At 39.2% G+C, this 17,158-nt stretch carries 15 protein-coding genes; 10 read left to right on the top strand and 5 right to left on the bottom strand.

Annotated elements, in window-relative coordinates:
* Positions 1-211: 211 nt before the first annotated feature.
* Genes miaB through lnt form a run of 5 tightly spaced genes read left to right on the top strand, consistent with a single transcriptional unit; the run spans position 212 to position 5,708 of the window.
* Positions 212-1,657, top strand: a complete 1,446-nt coding sequence (gene miaB / locus ACJJVX_RS11645; protein ID WP_054455340.1) for a tRNA (N6-isopentenyl adenosine(37)-C2)-methylthiotransferase MiaB — start codon at positions 212-214, stop codon at positions 1,655-1,657.
* 49 nt (positions 1,658-1,706) lie between these two features.
* Entirely contained in the window at positions 1,707-2,768 is a 1,062-nt protein-coding gene (locus ACJJVX_RS11640; RefSeq protein WP_054455342.1) for a PhoH family protein, read from the top strand.
* Positions 2,769-2,772: 4 nt separating this feature from the next.
* On the top strand, positions 2,773-3,231 hold the full coding sequence (gene ybeY / locus ACJJVX_RS11635; RefSeq protein ID WP_054206472.1) for an rRNA maturation RNase YbeY: 459 nt from the start codon (positions 2,773-2,775) through the stop codon (positions 3,229-3,231).
* 22 nt (positions 3,232-3,253) lie between these two features.
* Positions 3,254-4,138, top strand: a complete 885-nt coding sequence (gene corC, locus ACJJVX_RS11630) for a CNNM family magnesium/cobalt transport protein CorC (protein WP_054206473.1) — start codon at positions 3,254-3,256, stop codon at positions 4,136-4,138.
* Positions 4,119-5,708, top strand: coding sequence for an apolipoprotein N-acyltransferase (lnt, locus tag ACJJVX_RS11625; protein WP_169326934.1), 1,590 nt, complete (start codon positions 4,119-4,121; stop codon positions 5,706-5,708). Before corC ends, lnt begins: the two co-directional genes overlap by 20 nt.
* 49 nt (positions 5,709-5,757) lie before the next feature.
* Here lnt and ACJJVX_RS11620 read toward each other — a convergent pair whose 3' ends face one another.
* On the bottom strand, positions 5,758-6,021 hold the full coding sequence (locus ACJJVX_RS11620) for a hypothetical protein (protein WP_169326935.1): 264 nt from the start codon (positions 6,019-6,021) through the stop codon (positions 5,758-5,760).
* Between the two features lie 179 nt (positions 6,022-6,200).
* A complete protein-coding gene (locus ACJJVX_RS11615; protein ID WP_169326936.1) occupies positions 6,201-6,917 on the bottom strand; it encodes an enoyl-CoA hydratase/isomerase family protein in 717 nt (238 codons plus the stop codon).
* A 234-nt stretch (positions 6,918-7,151) separates the two neighbouring features.
* On the opposite strand from ACJJVX_RS11615, the gene ACJJVX_RS11610 reads away from it, so the two are divergent.
* From ACJJVX_RS11610 to ACJJVX_RS11595, 4 genes are all read left to right on the top strand, one after another.
* Positions 7,152-7,736 carry a hypothetical protein gene (locus tag ACJJVX_RS11610; RefSeq protein WP_405631573.1) on the top strand — a complete coding sequence of 195 codons (585 nt, stop codon included), beginning with the start codon at positions 7,152-7,154 and terminating at the stop codon, positions 7,734-7,736.
* 27 nt (positions 7,737-7,763) lie between these two features.
* Positions 7,764-8,507 (top strand): hypothetical protein, encoded by a 744-nt coding sequence (locus tag ACJJVX_RS11605; RefSeq protein ID WP_249118465.1) that lies wholly within the window; start codon positions 7,764-7,766, stop codon positions 8,505-8,507.
* A complete protein-coding gene (locus ACJJVX_RS11600; RefSeq protein ID WP_405631571.1) occupies positions 8,504-9,172 on the top strand; it encodes a hypothetical protein in 669 nt (222 codons plus the stop codon). The genes ACJJVX_RS11605 and ACJJVX_RS11600 overlap by 4 nt, the downstream gene beginning before the upstream one ends.
* 286 nt (positions 9,173-9,458) lie before the next feature.
* The gene (locus ACJJVX_RS11595) at positions 9,459-10,112 is read left to right on the top strand and encodes an NAD(P)H-binding protein (protein ID WP_405631569.1); all 654 of its coding nucleotides are present in this window, start codon (positions 9,459-9,461) and stop codon (positions 10,110-10,112) included.
* A gap of 208 nt (positions 10,113-10,320) precedes the next feature.
* Here ACJJVX_RS11595 and ACJJVX_RS11590 read toward each other — a convergent pair whose 3' ends face one another.
* Together ACJJVX_RS11590 and ACJJVX_RS11585 are read right to left on the bottom strand one after the other, a co-directional pair.
* Positions 10,321-13,506 carry a PDZ domain-containing protein gene (locus tag ACJJVX_RS11590; protein WP_405631707.1) on the bottom strand — a complete coding sequence of 1,062 codons (3,186 nt, stop codon included), beginning with the start codon at positions 13,504-13,506 and terminating at the stop codon, positions 10,321-10,323.
* A 190-nt stretch (positions 13,507-13,696) separates the two neighbouring features.
* Positions 13,697-14,434 (bottom strand): hypothetical protein, encoded by a 738-nt coding sequence (locus tag ACJJVX_RS11585; protein WP_054206479.1) that lies wholly within the window; start codon positions 14,432-14,434, stop codon positions 13,697-13,699.
* Between the two features lie 98 nt (positions 14,435-14,532).
* Between ACJJVX_RS11585 and ACJJVX_RS11580 the strand changes: the two genes are divergently transcribed.
* Entirely contained in the window at positions 14,533-15,060 is a 528-nt protein-coding gene (locus tag ACJJVX_RS11580) for a CIA30 family protein (RefSeq protein WP_054206480.1), read from the top strand.
* A 544-nt stretch (positions 15,061-15,604) separates the two neighbouring features.
* Here ACJJVX_RS11580 and ACJJVX_RS11575 read toward each other — a convergent pair.
* Positions 15,605-17,113 (bottom strand): serine hydrolase domain-containing protein, encoded by a 1,509-nt coding sequence (locus ACJJVX_RS11575; protein WP_405631567.1) that lies wholly within the window; start codon positions 17,111-17,113, stop codon positions 15,605-15,607.
* Positions 17,114-17,158: the final 45 nt, after the last annotated feature.

Genomic DNA, 17,158 nt, shown 5'->3' with positions numbered 1-17,158 from the left:
ACAAGTGCCAATGTGTTTACTGTTAATACATCGCAAATAAGGCTTTGTTTGATTTCAAATCACAAAGATAAAAACTATACTTGGATCTGGGCGGGTATCCAGATAAAATACGCGTCCTTTAAGTTCGCGAACAGTAAAATTTCGCATCACTTAATCCTGTTTCTAGCACATTTTTGTGCCACTACCGAATTGAAAACGAGGCTATATTTCAATGAGTAAAAAGCTGCATATTAAAACCTGGGGTTGTCAGATGAATGAATACGACTCTCAGAAAATGGCTGATCTTCTCGATGCAACTAACGGTTACCAGTTAACCGATGAAGCTAAAGACGCAGATGTAATCTTACTCAATACCTGTTCAATTCGCGAAAAAGCACAGGAAAAAGTATTTCATCAGCTTGGCCGCTGGAAATTATTAAAAGATGATAAACCTGATCTTATTATCGGCGTTGGTGGCTGTGTTGCATCGCAAGAAGGTGATTCAATTCGCCAACGTGCGCCATTTGTCGACGTTATTTTTGGCCCGCAAACTCTGCACCGCTTACCTGAAATGATCAAACAAGTGCAAGGTAACAAAGGCAGCTCAGTGGTTGATATTTCATTTCCAGAAATTGAGAAGTTTGACCGTTTACCAGAGCCAAAAGCGGATGGCCCGTCAGCGTTTGTATCTATCATGGAAGGCTGCTCTAAATACTGTACCTTTTGCGTAGTACCTTATACTCGTGGCGAAGAAGTAAGCCGCCCGCTTGATGATGTATTATTAGAAATCGCCCAATTAGCAGAACAAAACGTACGTGAAGTAAACTTACTGGGTCAAAACGTAAATGCATATCGCGGTGAAACTCACGATGGCGAAATTTGTTACTTCTCTGATTTAATTCGTTATGTTGCAGCGATTGATGGTATTGACCGTATTCGTTACACCACATCGCACCCGGTAGAATTTACACCAGATATCATTGAAGTTTATGCCGATGTACCTGAACTTGTCGATCACTTACATTTACCAGTACAAAGTGGCTCGGATCGTATTCTTAATCTAATGAAGCGTGGACATACCGCGCTTGAGTACAAATCGACAATTCGTAAATTACGTAAAATTCGTCCTAATTTAAGTATGTCATCTGACTTTATCATTGGGTTCCCTGGTGAAAGCAAAATGGATTTTGAAGCGACAATGAACCTTATCAACGATATTGGTTTTGATATGAGCTTTAGCTTTATCTACAGTGCGCGCCCAGGTACACCTGCCGCGGACTTGCCTGATGATGTATCTGAGCAAGAGAAAAAAGAACGTTTATACTTGTTACAAAACCGTATTACTCAAATGGCGCAGCAAATTAGCCGTCAAATGTTTGATACCGAACAACGTATTTTAGTGGAAGGCCCATCAAAGAAAAACCCGATGGAATTGCGTGGACGTACTGAAAATAACCGCGTTGTTAACTTTGTTGGCCCACACACGGTGATCGGCCAGTTCGTTGATGTACGTATCACAGAGGCGCTGCCTAACTCTTTACGTGGTGACCTAATTCGAACAGAATCAGAAATGAACTTGCGCCGCGATGTTGCACCTGCTGATATTTTAAGCAAAGCTGCACAACCTGAACCGCAAGTAACACCTGACGAATTAGGTGTCGCAACTTTCGTTCCTTAGGCGATATTGACGTGCCAGCCTCGCTGGCACATTAAAATAGGAAGCAATTTTGAGTAATCAATTAAAAAAATTAGAGATTTATTTAGAACCCTCCGACAACAAGCGTCTTTGTGCTTTATGTGGCCCGTTTGACGAAAATATCAAACATATTGAGCGCCGTTTAGGTGTTGAAATTACTCACCGCGACAACTACTTTAAAATCACAGGTAAAACAACCAGTGCCTTTGCAGCCATGGAAATCGTTAAAGATTTGTATGTCGATACCCAGCCTGTGCGCGGTGTTATTACTGACATTGAAGCTAACGCAGTACATCTAGCAATTAGTGAATCAAAAGCATTAGAGCAAGACGAGTTAAGTGAATATGGCAAAGAAGTTGTCATCAAAACGCGTCGTGGCGTTATAAAACCACGCAATGATAACCAAGGTCATTACGTCTCAAATATTTTTCGTCACGATATCACTTTTGGTATTGGTCCGGCAGGAACGGGGAAAACCTATTTAGCCGTAGCCGCCGCCGTTGATGCCTTAGAACGTCAAGAAATTCGCCGTATTTTACTAACCCGCCCTGCTGTTGAAGCAGGTGAGAGATTGGGGTTTTTACCGGGTGATTTAAGTCAAAAAATAGACCCATACCTGCGCCCGCTTTACGATGCACTATTTGAAATGCTTGGTTTTGAAAAAGTAGAAAAACTACTTGAGCAAAACATCATTGAAGTTGCACCACTGGCTTTTATGCGCGGTCGTACACTTAACGATGCCTTTATTATTTTAGACGAGAGCCAAAATACCACGGTTGAACAAATGAAAATGTTCTTAACTCGTATTGGCTTTAATTCAAAGGCAGTGATCACCGGCGATATCACTCAAGTAGATTTACCTCGTGGGGCACGTTCAGGACTTCGCCACGCCATTGAAGTACTTAGCGATGTAGAAGAAATAAGCTTTAACTTTTTCCAGTCCCATGATGTAGTTCGCCATCCTGTTGTTGCGCGCATAGTTGAAGCGTATGAGCGTAATGATGAAGCGGATCGCCTAAAGCGTGCAGAAAAACAGCGCGCCAAAGATTTGCTAGCAAATAAAGAGCAAGATCAACTTGCTACTAAAGAGTAATGCCGTGAACACTGAACTTGATTTACAAATAGCCTGTGAGTTTGACAACTTGCCTACCCTTGAGCAATTTGCGCTATGGGCGAATAAAGCATTAAGCCAATACCGTGATGAATCAGAACTAAGCATTGTTATTGCTGATGAAGCACAAAGCCAGCAACTCAATAATGACTACCGTGGTAAAGATAAACCAACCAATGTGTTGTCGTTTGAATTTGAAGCACCACCTGGCATAGATATACCTTTAGTCGGTGATTTAATTATTTGCCCAGCCATCGTATTGGCTGAAGCAATTGAGCAAGAAAAGACATTTCATGACCATTTTGCCCATATGGTGATCCACGGATGCTTGCATTTACTTGGATTTGACCATATAAAGGATGAAGATGCGAATGAGATGGAAAGCATAGAAAAGCAATTACTAGCTGATCTAGGCATAGCAGACCCATATCGGGACGATATTTAAATTTACGGAGCAAATAGACGCAATGAGCGACGATAACTCGCAGACTAGCCAGGGTTCTTCTGGCAAGACCTGGTTGGGTAAAATTACCCAAATGTTGCAAGGGGAACCCCAGAATAGAGAAGAGCTGGTTGAGGTAATTGCCGACGCGCAAGAACGGGATGTAATTGATCCTGAAACCAAAGAGATGATTGAAGGTGTGCTTGGCGTGTCTGAGCTTAAAGTGCGAGACATCATGATCCCGCGCTCACAAATGATCACCCTTGAAGTTGACGCTCCACTGGAAGAACTAATTCCAATGATGGTCCACTCAACACATTCACGCTTTCCGGTGGTATGTGAAGATAAAGATCATATAGAAGGTATTTTACTAGCAAAAGATTTACTGCCGTTAATTTTAAATAAAGATGATCAACTGCCATCACTGCGCGATTATTTACGCCCAGCGGTAGTTGTACCTGAAAGTAAACGTGTTGATACATTGCTTAATGAATTTCGCCAACAACGCTATCATATGGCACTTGTTATTGATGAATATGGCGGTGTATCCGGTTTAGTTACCATTGAAGATATTCTTGAACTCATCGTTGGTGAGATTGAAGATGAACATGATGAAGAAGAAGAGCAACAAGATATTCGTCAAGTTGCAAAACATGTGTTTATTGTTCAAGCGCTAACACCCGTTGATGACTTTAATGAAAAATTTAAAAGTGGCTATAGCAGTCAAGACGCCGACACAATAGGTGGTACAGTGCTACATGCCTTTGGTCATATGCCTGGACGCGGCGAAACCATTTTAATCGATGGTCTACAATTTAAAGTCACTAATGCAGATAGCCGACGCTTACTGCAATTACAAGTGACCGTACCAAAGGCTGATGACAGCGATAGTGAAGACAATACTGACTAATTGCCTAAACTTAGCAAAAGATAAAAAAGCATGGCTCGCATTATTTGCGGGCCTCTTTTTAACGCTAAGCTATGCTCCTTTTGAGATTTGGCCCCTCACCTTTGCCTGCATAGCAGTAGCAATCCATAGTACACATACATCAAAAAACCAATATGGTAAATTAGCCAGCAAACATGCCGCTAAATATGGGTTTATATTCGGCCTTGGCTGGTTTGGTGCAGGAATAAGCTGGGTGCATGTATCTATCGCCACCTTTGGCGGAATGCCATTAGTAGCCTCATTGCTATTGATGGTGCTGTTATGCGCTTATTTAGCTATCTATCCGGCACTTGCCTTTGCGCTCTCTGCACGCTTTGCCAGTGGGCCTAATAGCTACGGTTTATTACTTATTAGCACCTTTGCTATAACTGAGTACCTACGTGGTGTAGTACTTACAGGTTTTCCTTGGTTAAGTTTTGGCTATACCCAAACCGACAGCCCACTTAATTATTTAGCCCCTATAGTTGGTGAGTTTGGCTTAACATTAATATGTATAACCATTGGTTTTTCGCTGTATCGCTTAATCTTTGATAAAGAAATAAAAACCACGTTGATCAGCACTGCGATCATTGGACTTATCAGCGTTATAGGTGTTGTAGGGCATGATAATAAATACAGTGATAAAACGATTAACACACTGCTCGTACAAGGTAATATCAAACAAAACCTACGTTTTGAACCCAGTGAATTTTGGGCCACCATGAGCAAATATCAAGACATGACTCGGCCAAATTGGAATACTGATTTAATCGTTTGGCCAGAGGCCGCAGTCCCCGAAATAGAAGCCCTCGCTGATAGTTTTTTAGCGGGTCTTGATAGTGCTGCATCCTTTAATAATACAGCGCTCATAACGGGTATTGTTGACTATCAGCGCCATACTCGCGCTATTTTCAATACTCTTATAGTACTTGGTAATAAAGAGCGTGATGATGAGCATGGCCATTATCAATACCTAGGCAATAACCGCTATCAAAAGCATCAATTACTCCCTATTGGTGAATTCGTACCGTTTGAAGAGATATTGCGCCCTATCGCACCATTATTTGATTTACCCATGTCATCATTCACTCGCGGCGATGAAGTGCAAAATAACCTACGTGCTAACGGTTTAAATATCCTGCCAGCCATTTGCTACGAGATAGCCTTTGCCAATTTAGTCCGAGGTAATTATCGCAATGACTCTGATATTTTATTTACCGTCAGCAATGATGCATGGTTTGGTGCCTCACACGGACCCCACCAGCATATGCAAATAGCACGAATGCGTGCCCTTGAGTTACAACGCCCACTTATTCGTGTTACTAACAACGGTATCAGCGGCGTGTACGATCCTATTAGTAACACTCAATTAAACATGCCACAGTTTAAAGCTGACGTACTTAAAGCTGAAATTAAATTAATCGAAGGCGACAGTATTTATAGTCAATATGGTAATTTGCCAGTGTGGATTGCAGTGGTATTGATGGGGGTTGGTGGGTGCCTGCTAATGTTCAGTAAAGCCTACTCTGAAACCAAGCCTTCTAACAATTAAAAAATAGCATCACCTAAAGATGATGCTATTAACAATCAAAAGTTTATTATTATTGTTGTGTTTGACCAATTGCATTGCAATACAAAGTACCTGAATACATATCAAAACTAGGGCGTAATCTTACCTCAGTAACATCACTGTACTGTGCTCTTAAGCTGCTCTCTGCACGCGCACATACTTCATTGTGATCTGCAGGAGTGCTTGCAGATGCCTGAACCGACACAGTACGCCACCAACCAGTAGAGGTTGCAGCTATTGAGCTTACAGAGATAAAACCAAGTGCCAATGTCATTACTATAATTTTATTTTTCATTTTCGTTCCTTTGAGTTACACAATATATACATAGCAACAAAATGTTAACTACACGGAGAGTGTACAGGTACAAAAACCTGATGCAATTGAATAAATTTAATACAACCATATTAGTTTTTCACTAGGGCGTGTTGACCTTTGTGGATTGAAATTTGTTCAATCTAGGGGCGATTTATAACTTAAACCATCAAGGCTAGCTTATCGATGAATGGCTTATTTTCTTCATCAATGATCTGAATAATGTCTTTGTGTAAGCGCTTTTTGTGCTCGGCAAAAATAGTGCGCTTTTTATCAAACGTGGCTGCAAACTGCATTGCATCGGCTAATAAGTTTTCTTGGTCAGTTGAGGCTTTCTCAATAACGTGATCAATAGCCAGCTCGGCTCCAGATACTCGGCGCCCTGTTAGCTTCATTTCGTTAAAACGATAATAAGGTATCGCTTTTTTTACAAAAGCTATCATCCCCGGTAAAAATGGAATAGATAAATCCACTTCAGGGAAACAAAAGAACCCACGATCGCCGCGCATAAATCTAAAATCACAGGCGCAAGCTAAAATTGCACCGTTACCAAAAGCATGGCCATTAATAGCAGCAATCACTGGCATTGGGAAAAGTAGTAACGTTTTAAATACATCGTCCATATCGTACATAAAAGTACGAATTTCATCGGCATTTTTTGCCTTCATTGCAGGTAATAGCCAGTCAGTGTCAATACCTAAGCTCCAGCACTTTTCATCGTTTGAAGTGATCACGAGCGCTTTGTGGTTTTGATTTTCAACAACCTTTGCAAGCATCTGTTTGAGTTGCTGCGCAAATTGTGGGTTCTGACGATTTTCACCATTTGTTAAAGTTAAAATCGCAATATTATTGTGAGTCGTTAAAGTTATGATACTCATAAAGTGCCTTTTCAATTTTATAGTTATTTTTAAATACGTTTATCCATATTTGCAAGTATGCTTCACTTTGTTTCTTGTGTAGTTAAATACCACCGATTATTTGGAGTAACACAGCTTCCCCCCCCATAATTTGTTTAATTTCATTTACATTGTGTCACATATTCAAGTTTTATATATTTTAGTCTTGTTCCAGATTAGGTATTATTTACACATAAATAATACCTAATAAAAGTTATGAAAAAATTAGCGACCGCATTGATCTTACCTCTGTTCTTATCTTCTTGCGCTAATTCGCCTGAAAGTGATCTAGTCAAGTTAAATAACCGTACTGCATGCTGCTCGGACTTAAAATCGATTAAATTTGTAGCCCAACAACCAAAGCAGCTTACTTACTTTGATTTAGAAAAACAGCCAGTCAGGCTTTTTAACGAGGCTAAAAGCCCATTCATTGCGATTGAAAAACCACACAATAGTCGCTTTGCTCAAGTTTTTAGTCACGCCAATGGTGCTTTTATTCAAACTGCAACACTGGTTTATCCACAGTTACTGATTTTAGATAAATCAAAGCAGGTTATTAAACTCCTTAAACCTTATGAAGCATGGGAATATGGCTTACCAACAACCTTAGACTTGGATGGTAATCTATATTACAAAACACAATTTACTCTACCAGAGGAAGCCAAATACTTAATTTTTTATACTGATAGCAGCTTGAATAATAAAAAAGCCACAATCAATTGGCGCTCACAAGTCGGAGGAAGTGAATACAGGCACCTTACCCTCACTTCGTTCGCTAAAATTGGTATCAAGTTATTTTAATTTTACACTCATTTTTCAGGAATTATTATGAGATATATTTTTACTATTATTATCCTTATCACATTAAGTGGCTGTAACTCTTCACCTAATTACATGAATACGGCACAATTAAAATCAAACCATCAGGTACTCGGATTTGGCGGTTTTTATGTTGAAGAAGATCTCACTTACTTTGAACAACAATTAGAAAGTCATTATAAGACACCTATAAAAAAAGCACTTGAAGAGCGTGGGTTTAAAGTAGTAGATGCCAGCGAAGTTTATACTGTATTTCATCAATTATTAGACAACGCTGACAACTTATATGACCCGCTTACTGGTCAAGAAAATGAAAACCTACGTAATGAACTCTGGAAAAAAGCCCTTTTCACAACAAAAACTAAGCTAGGTATAAATGCATTTGTATTTGCAGGTGTTGATACCGTACGCGCACATTTTACTAACAGTATTTTATTAGGCCACGTAGCCAAATGGTATGGCCAAGAAGAGTCTTACCTTGAAGGTGGTGCCGATGGTGGTGATATATTTGTATCACTATTTCAAAACGAACAAGGTTATGTGCCAGGCAGCAGAGTGTATATCCGCATTCGAGATGAGTATGACACACTTTTAACTATGGGCTCTGGAGGCATTGAGTTAGTAGCGCAATTTAATAGCGATGAAGAAATTATTGTTAAAGATGCCGACAAATTATTTAAAGACCCTGCAAAATTGGATAGCGCGTTACAATTCGCATTAGAGACAATTGACACTTGGAAGACGAAAAAATGATTAAACACATTTTTATCATCATCGCTTTGCTAAATTTAGTCGGTTGCAAACTAGTTCAATACAATAGCGACCCCAAAGTGACAGCGAATACAATTACATTCGCCAAGCCCGCAACCCATAGCAATCTAGCCTATATATGGTTACCAACAGCAAATATCGGTAACAAAGTACTCTACCGAGAAGCATTTGATAATAACGTTGCCAATTTCTCAAAAAAACATACATTGACCAACTTAAACCCTCAAGCACAAACAGTGTTTAATGACTTTATTATTGAGCAAGGCGGCGCTTTTGATACCAACACAGGTAAGCTCAACGCTGAGTTAATACAAACAGCAATGCAGCACACGTTTAATAACATTACAGCGGCATACCCAAGCGTTGACACTCTGTTAGTTATTCATCCAAAAGAAATCTCTATCAAAGTGGTTGATGGCACTGCTAATTGGCATGGGGTTGAACAACATATCGCGACTATAAAATCAGTTGAATTCAGGTCTGTTATAAGCCTTGCCATACAATATTATGTTCCAGATAGTAAAACTTACAATCTCGAGATTGGCTTAGATCTGCATACGCCAGATTTATCCGACAATAGTAAATATGAGCAAGTCCTCACACATATTTTAGAACCTATCGTTATTTTAAATACAGCAACAAAATAGCTAACCTGAACTCGGGTTAAGATATTTACTAACGTATTGATTTAACATTATAAAAACTTACTCAACTCTCCTGTCGGTGATTTTCAGGGATAACAAGGCGAATTTACGCGCCAAAGCTTGTCTATTGCAAGTAAATTCAACGTAGTTAGCGTTGCAAATAGCCACTGGAAATAGGTTTATTATTCCGGGTTTGGGTTAGCTAATAACCTGCGAGTAAGCTAAATAGTTAGCTCACTCGCAGGTGCTTATTAGCAACTACATATCAAATTTATACCTAAGGATACCTATGCTAAATAAAGTCGCGGTTGTTGTAGGTGCAACGGGGTTAGTTGGCCATCATTTAGTTGAGCAATTAACCGCTGCAAGTCACATAGAAAAAGTGATAACGCTAACGCGTCGCCCGGTTACTTATAACAATGACAAAGTAGTTAACTGCGTGGTTGATTTTAATAATTTAACGCAACATGCAGACCTACTCAAAGCAGATGTATTATTTTCATGTTTAGGCACAACAAAAAATGCTGCAGGCTCTATTGGTGCACAACGTAAGGTGGATTTTGATTACCAATTACAAATAGCAAAGCTGGCAGCAAATATGGATGTTAAGCATTATGTATTAGTGTCATCAAGCGGAGCAAATGCTCACAGTAATAGCGCCTATTTAAAAATGAAAGGCGAGCTTGAAGATGCAGTAAAAACGCTGACTTTTAAGCGTATTAGTATTATTCAACCTTCGTTGTTATTAGGGAACCGTGACAACGACTTTCGCATTGGTGAAAAGCTAGGCAGCGTGCTTTTACCTATATTATGCATGCTACCGGGGCTTAAAAAGTTTAAGCCAATTGCAGGCCAACAAGTCGCAAAAAAGATGAGTAATATCAGCAAACAATCCGGTGATGGTGTTGAATATTTTAAATTAGATGAGCTGTTTAAACGTTAGCAGATATTTATACGTCCTTTTCGCCATAAAAAGCGTTCTACAATATTTAATATCAGTTCCTCTAAGCTTGAGTTTAATTCGCACTTGTATTGTAAAACCTCATATTTGCTTGGCATAAAGCCCCGCCTACAGTAAATTTAAACACGCCCTACCGTAAAAACATAAAAAAGCCAGCAAATGCTGGCTCAATTATTAATGCCTATTAACCTTACGACTTGCCAAACTCAGTTGGTGCCGGTGGCACAACAAGTGGCTTTTTCGGGTTCGCTTTAAGCTCTTTTAATAGCTCTTGAACGGCGCGCTCAATCGATGGATCTTGGCCTGCCTGAATAAGCTCTGGACGATCAATCACTTCGATATCAGGGCTGACACCTTCATCTTCGATTATCCAGTTTCCGTCGTTATCAAGTATTCTAAAGGTCGCTGCAATTACAGAGCCACCATCAACAAGACTTGGATTACCTGAAATACCAATTAAGCCACCCCACGTACGTGTACCAATCAATTTACCTAAGCCAGCTTGGCGGAAGTAATACGGTAGCGCATCACCACCTGAGCTTGAGTAGCCATTGATCAACATCGCTTTTGGACCATCGTGAGCAAATTGTGGTGTTTTAGTTGGCTCAACACCACGGCGCTTCCAATAGTTTAGCGGTTTACGCGCCAGCCAAGTGATCATGTGCTCTGGAATAAATCCGCCACCGTTATAACGATCATCGATGATCATTGCATCTTTGGTTGTTTGCGGTAAAAAGTTTTTAAATAACGAACGATTTCCCTCGTAATGCGTGTTTGGCAAGTGTACATAGCCAATACGCCCATTTGAGAGTTTATTAACGTAATCAGCACGTGATTGCGCCCATTGTAAATAACGCAGGTCTGTTTCGCTTGCGATTGGTTCTACGGTTACTTTCCAGCTTTTTTTCAAACTTGGTGACTTACTAAGCAATAACTCAACCGGTTTGCCTTGCGTGTTTTCGAGTAATTCATAAAAGTTGACAACATCTTTTACTGAACGACCATTCACCTCAACAATATAGTCACCAACGCTTGCGTTAATACCTGTTTCGTTAAGTGGTGAACGGAAGTTTTCGTGCCAGTTTTCACCTTTAAAAATGTTTTCTATTTTTACAAAACCCGATTTATGCGCACTAATTTCAGCACCTAATAAACCATGTTGTAAACGTGTTGCTCTTGGCATATCCCCAGAGTTTACATAGATATGACCAGAGTTAATTTCACCAGCTATTTCACTTAATACGTGATCAAGGTCTGCACGGTGTGCAACGGCATCTGCCATTGGTTGATAGCGTTTTAAAATTGCGTCCCAATCTTGGCCATGATGATTTTCATCATAGAACCAATCGCGCAAAGTACGCCAACCTTCACGGTACATTTGCGCCCATTCTGTTTGTGGATCAATTTTAAGTACCATGTCTTGCAGGTTTAATGCGGTGGCTTTTAAGTCTTGCTTAGGCGCTGGTTTTATAACACTAAAACTATCACCTGCTCGCGCAATAATATGCTCTGCGTTGGCTGATATTTTATAACTATTAACACCCGCTGCAACGCTCGCTATTTCACCATCAACCGCAATCGGGATTAATTTAAGCTCACCGGATGAAAGTGTTAGTACGCCTTCTTTAACACCGGTTAGTGCGCGGTAATTGCCAGCAGGCGCATTTAGTGCAACAACACGGTCCATAAAGCCGTCACTTTCAATGTGATTGCTTGGCGTGTTTGCTGATTTTTCATCGTCTTTATCCGCTTTAGGATCAACGATGCTTGTTTCATCAGTAAGTGGGGCATTAAGTGGCTTAATGTTACTGTTTACCGCAACCGAATAAAGGCGCGTTGCGTTGTTAAACATGTAATCAAATTCGTAGCTACTAAAGGTTAAATTAAAGTCTCGCTCTGAGGTAAAATATAGCTGTTGTCCATCAGGCGAAAACGCCGGATTTGTTTCACTGCTCATATCGTCTGTTAGGCGAGTAACTCGCTTACCTTTAATATTGTAATGCCACAGCGACGCATAGCGGTTTTCATTATTTTTAACAAAAACAATGTCTTTACTATTAGGTGACCAAATATACGTGGTTAAGCTATCTTCTTCATATTTTGCGGTATCAATTTTGTGCTGTTTACCCGTTTTGATATCAAGCCACCAAAGCGTATGATTTTGATCAGCAAACAATAGCTTTTTATTATCTGGCGACCAAATAGGGTCAAAACGCCAAATACTGCCATTACTGGTAAGTTGCTTAACCTTATTGTTGTTGGCTCTGTCTTGTATGTAAATTTCATACTCGCCGCTTTCATCACTCATATATGCAATGTAACGGCCATTTGGTGACCAAGATGCCGCTATTTCACGTCCTTTAGGCGTATGGCTTAAATTACGTGTTGGGCCATTTTTAACTGGCACAGAGAATAATTCGCCACGCGCACTAAACACTACACGCTTACCATCATGAGATACATCCATTGAATCAATGAAATCGCTGACATTTTTGCTGTAAGGCATGGCATATTCACGACTGCCTTGTACATTGATGGTCAGTTTTTCTTCGCGCTGGGTTGCATCATCAAAGCGATACAAGTAACCGCCATTTTCATACACTATGGCGTCAGGCCCAGCTGATGGCCAAAGTACGTCAAAATCTTTGTGATGGGTGACTTTTACTGGCTTTTTACCGTCTTGATGCTTGTACAAGTTTAACGTGTACTCTCGATCCGACACATAATAAATGTTGTCGTTCACCCATGTAGGTTGTTGATCGGTTGCCCTGTCAGTGGTCAATTGCGTTGATTTATTATTTTCTAAATCGTATACCCATACATCTTGAGCACGCCCGCCACGCGAACGTTTCCACGTACGAAATTCACGATCAATTGGGGTATATACATACTGTTTTCCATCTGGCGATAACATACCACCGCCAGTTTCAGGAATTGCTAATGGTTGTTCTAAGCCTCCCTCAGCGGGTACCATATATGGGCGACCCACACGTTTGCCATGCGGTGTACGATTCGCTCTAAATACGATATGTTTACCATCGGGTGTCCAATCAAGTACACGGTAGTCAAACCCACCTCGAGGTGGCATAACACCTACGTCGTTATAGTAAGTCAGCTGCTTTAGTTCGCTGCCATCGCGGTTCATAACATACACTTGGCGGCTGCCATTGTATTGCGCCGAAAAAGCAATTTTTGCTCCATCAGGAGAAAATTTAGGAAAGGTTTCAAAACCAATATGATCAGTTAAACGCGTGCTTTTTCCGGTTTTTGTATTGGCGATATAAATATCACCGGCATAAACAAACGTCACTGACTCTTTATGAATATCAGGGAAACGTAATAAACGCGTATCTTGTGTGTCATAAGCAAAAGCCATTGGCGATATTGCTGGTGCAACTGCGACGGCTACTGCTGTTAATAAAGTGCGTAATTTCAACTTTACTATCCTTATGCTGTTATTTTATATCATCATAACAACATAAATACGGATTGCAGCTTTGTTCGAAAAATTACTGTAACAGAGTGTAAATAATAATCACGCACTTTAATTTATCATACTGTAATTATTATATTTTCCCGACTTTAGGAAGTTGCTTTTTATTCGTTATTTTAAACGTTGTTAAATCAACTAGCATTGAAAACACGTCACTATTATCTATAAATAGTACAAATAAATTGCCATCTTCATTTACATCATACTCAAGGACACTATCGTAGCCTGTAATAATCTCGTTATAGTCACTCCCATCCGTTTTACTTAATGCAAAAGTGCTTTTGTCATCGCTGTTTAAAAGGCCATCGTTATTTGTGTCGTTTTTAATAACATCATAGGCAATACCAGCCGCACTTGATTGCGAGTCAAATTCAGATAAATAAAGTGGCTGGATATCAAGAATCAATTGATCTGTCGTACTAAAAAGCCAATTTGAATGGTTTGTTTTGCCATTTATAAACATCACATTTTTTGAGCGTGTTGCATTGTATTTATAATAAGAAGAACCATTAAAATTTTCTGTAACCTGGCCAAACTCACGTTCTGTTTCCGCTTCAATCGTTAACTTTTCAGATTCAAGCTCTATAAAGTAAAAGTCCGTTTTTCCTATTCTTTGCGGGTAGCCCAAGCGCCATTTTTCTTCTTCGTTTTTGTCATCGGCTAAATTTAACGTCGGTGGCTCAATATAATTATCGCTAAATATTGTTTGAGCGAGTTGATATGAGATTAACAAAGTCCCTATTACAATTCCTAACAATAAAATTAACCCATTTAGGTTCCATACCCATTTAAAAAATGTCTCTGATTTCATGTTTTTCCCAACATATTAAAAAATAATTGAACAATTTTAGTAAACATACGTATTGATAGGTTTGTATACCTAAACCACTATACCGCTGAGGCGTACCAATGAAAATACATAATATTGCATCCGTAGTTGCCGTAAGTTTGCTTTTGCCGTCGGGGTTTGTAAGCGCAAATCAAAGTTGGTATATAGTCAATGACTCTGTAATGGGTGGATTATCAACAAGCCAAGTGTATGAAAAAGATGACGCATTAGTTTTTTCAGGTACTGTATCACTTGAAAACAACGGCGGGTTTGCATCGGTTCGCACAGCCATTAACACCAATGAGCAAGCCGCTAACCAAATTTCATTACGCGTTAAAGGTGATGGCCAAACTTACCAACTTAGATTAAGAACAACACAATATTTAGATGGTCCAGCCTATACAACTTCATTTAAAACCACCAAAGATGAATGGCACCTAGTGAACTTTACACCTTCGGATTTTAGCCTAACTTTTCGCGGGCGCATACTTGAGCAAAACCCTAACTTTTACTTTAAAGATATTAGGCAGCTAGGCATCATGATAGCTAAAAAACAACAAGGCGACTTTAAACTCGAAATAAACCAAATAGCCTTTAATAATAGTTAATCACAACAAAATTCTATCCCTGAAAAGTGTGTGGGAGTAATTCTATTAAGTATGGGCTAAAACGTATTACATATCACACTAACAGGCTTTATTAATCACTTGTTAGCGCTTTGTGTAATCACCCACAACCTCCAAAATAGATCTGAGATAACTCGCAGTTTTATCTGCTATTTTCTGTCTAAATATAAATAAAATAAAAAAGGACTGCATATATTTTGTCAGAAAATCCCTGCACGAACTTAAACGTATTAACAGTAAATACGGGGTAATCACTATGTGTACTAGCGGCAGGCAAGACATAGCTGCTATTTTTGAAGCACTTTAATTTATAGAGTGTTTTTGGATCATTGGCCAAAAGTAGCAGCGTAATAGTTGAACTAAAACAAAATAAGGAACATGGCGCTTAAAAGTGTGTTCCTTTTCTTGATTTTAATCTTAAGTCCCTGCTTTAAAATATATTTTAACTTAAAGTTTAATACACTCAGAGCTTCAACCACTTAAGTTATTGATTTACTTTAAATAAAGTAACTTTAGATAAGTAAGGTCAGAGTTTATTTTCTACGGTTTTGTTAAAAACTATCCCGCCATAAGACAATGAATTTACATTTTCAGTCACATCAAAACGAATCACTGTTCCTGAAGTCGGCTCCATTTGAACCCTTATTTGCTCTACTTTATCCATCCCTGTAGATCTAGAGTGCATAACACCCCACGTGACATCAAACCGACCCTCAATGTTCAATTTAACCGTCATTGTGCCAAGCAAACGATGAGTATATTCCCCGACATAATTTTCTTTTGGTAGGCTAAGTAAAAACTCTCTTTTATTTAATTTATTTTGCTGGTTCGCTAACATTGTATCTATTGCGCTTAGTTTACCTTTGAGCGATGCAATTCTTTGCGCTATAGACTCTTTAATGCCTGTCTCTTGTAAAAGTGAGCCATATACGTAATCAGCAATAACACTGGTTAAACGACTACTTAAAAAATCTTCATTATTTAAAATTACAAGGCCAATTTTCTTTTCAGGCATAAATGAAACATGTGCATGGGCTCCTGCAAAGCCACCAAAATGATGTAACATTCTCTGGTTTTTATAATCACCAGTGTACCAGCCCCATGCATAGCCATCGCGCTTAAAATCTAAAAAAGCAGTATCTGTAGTTACTTGCTGAGTATGGGATTTTGCAATTACCTCTGACGGAAAAACGCCTTTACCATCAATATACCCCTGATTTAATTGAGCAATTAAAAACCGCCCTAGATTTTTAGAGGTCGCGTACATCCCCCCAGCAGCATGCATAGTGCTATCTTGCTTTTCTAAATAAAGTGCTTCACTACTTTTGGGGTTAGTTAAAGAATAGGGTTTAGCAATGCGCGATTTATCTTTAATGTGGGAGGATTTAGCACTGGTTGAAAGCATTTTAGCGGGCTCAAAAATTTGATTTTGTAACTTTTCCTGCCAGCTTTGCTTAAAATAACGATCTGCAAAAACACTGTAAATATTGTAACCAACATTTGTATATTTAAACTCACCCACCGCTTCTTTTGATAAGCTTGACTCTTGTATTACCAGCTGTTCAATAGACTGCGCTGTGTGCTCACCGCTAAAAGCCGTAGCTAATACCAATGGTAGATTATTAATTGAAGCCGTATGAGTCAGTAAGTCTTTAGCCACAATATTTTCTCGCCCTGGTAATATTAACTCAGGAAACATCGCCTCTAAGGTAGTGCTCTGTAACGTTGTATTACTCGAAGCATCAAGTAGATGATTAAGTGCTAGAAATGGCTTGGTTACAGATGCAATGTAAAAGCGAGTATCAGCATCAGTTTTTAACCCTTCTTGAATATTACGATAACCCCAATAGCCTTCATATATTATTTTATCTTCATAAACAACAGCAACCGCAGTCCCTGACGGTAATTGTGCTGTTTCTTTAATATTATTTACAAATGAGTTTAAAAACTCACTATCAAATTGATTTTGCTTTGCCTCTATACCAAATGACGATATTAAAATAATAAAACTTAACGCCTGTATTATATAATTCATTTATTTATCTACCTTGATTAGTTTTGTTTATTTCATCATGGATAT

This window comes from Pseudoalteromonas sp. Ld20, from assembly GCF_045064175.1.
GTDB classification, from domain to species: Bacteria; Pseudomonadota; Gammaproteobacteria; order Enterobacterales; family Alteromonadaceae; genus Pseudoalteromonas; species Pseudoalteromonas neustonica.
This window is presented reverse-complemented; position numbering and strand designations above follow the sequence as displayed.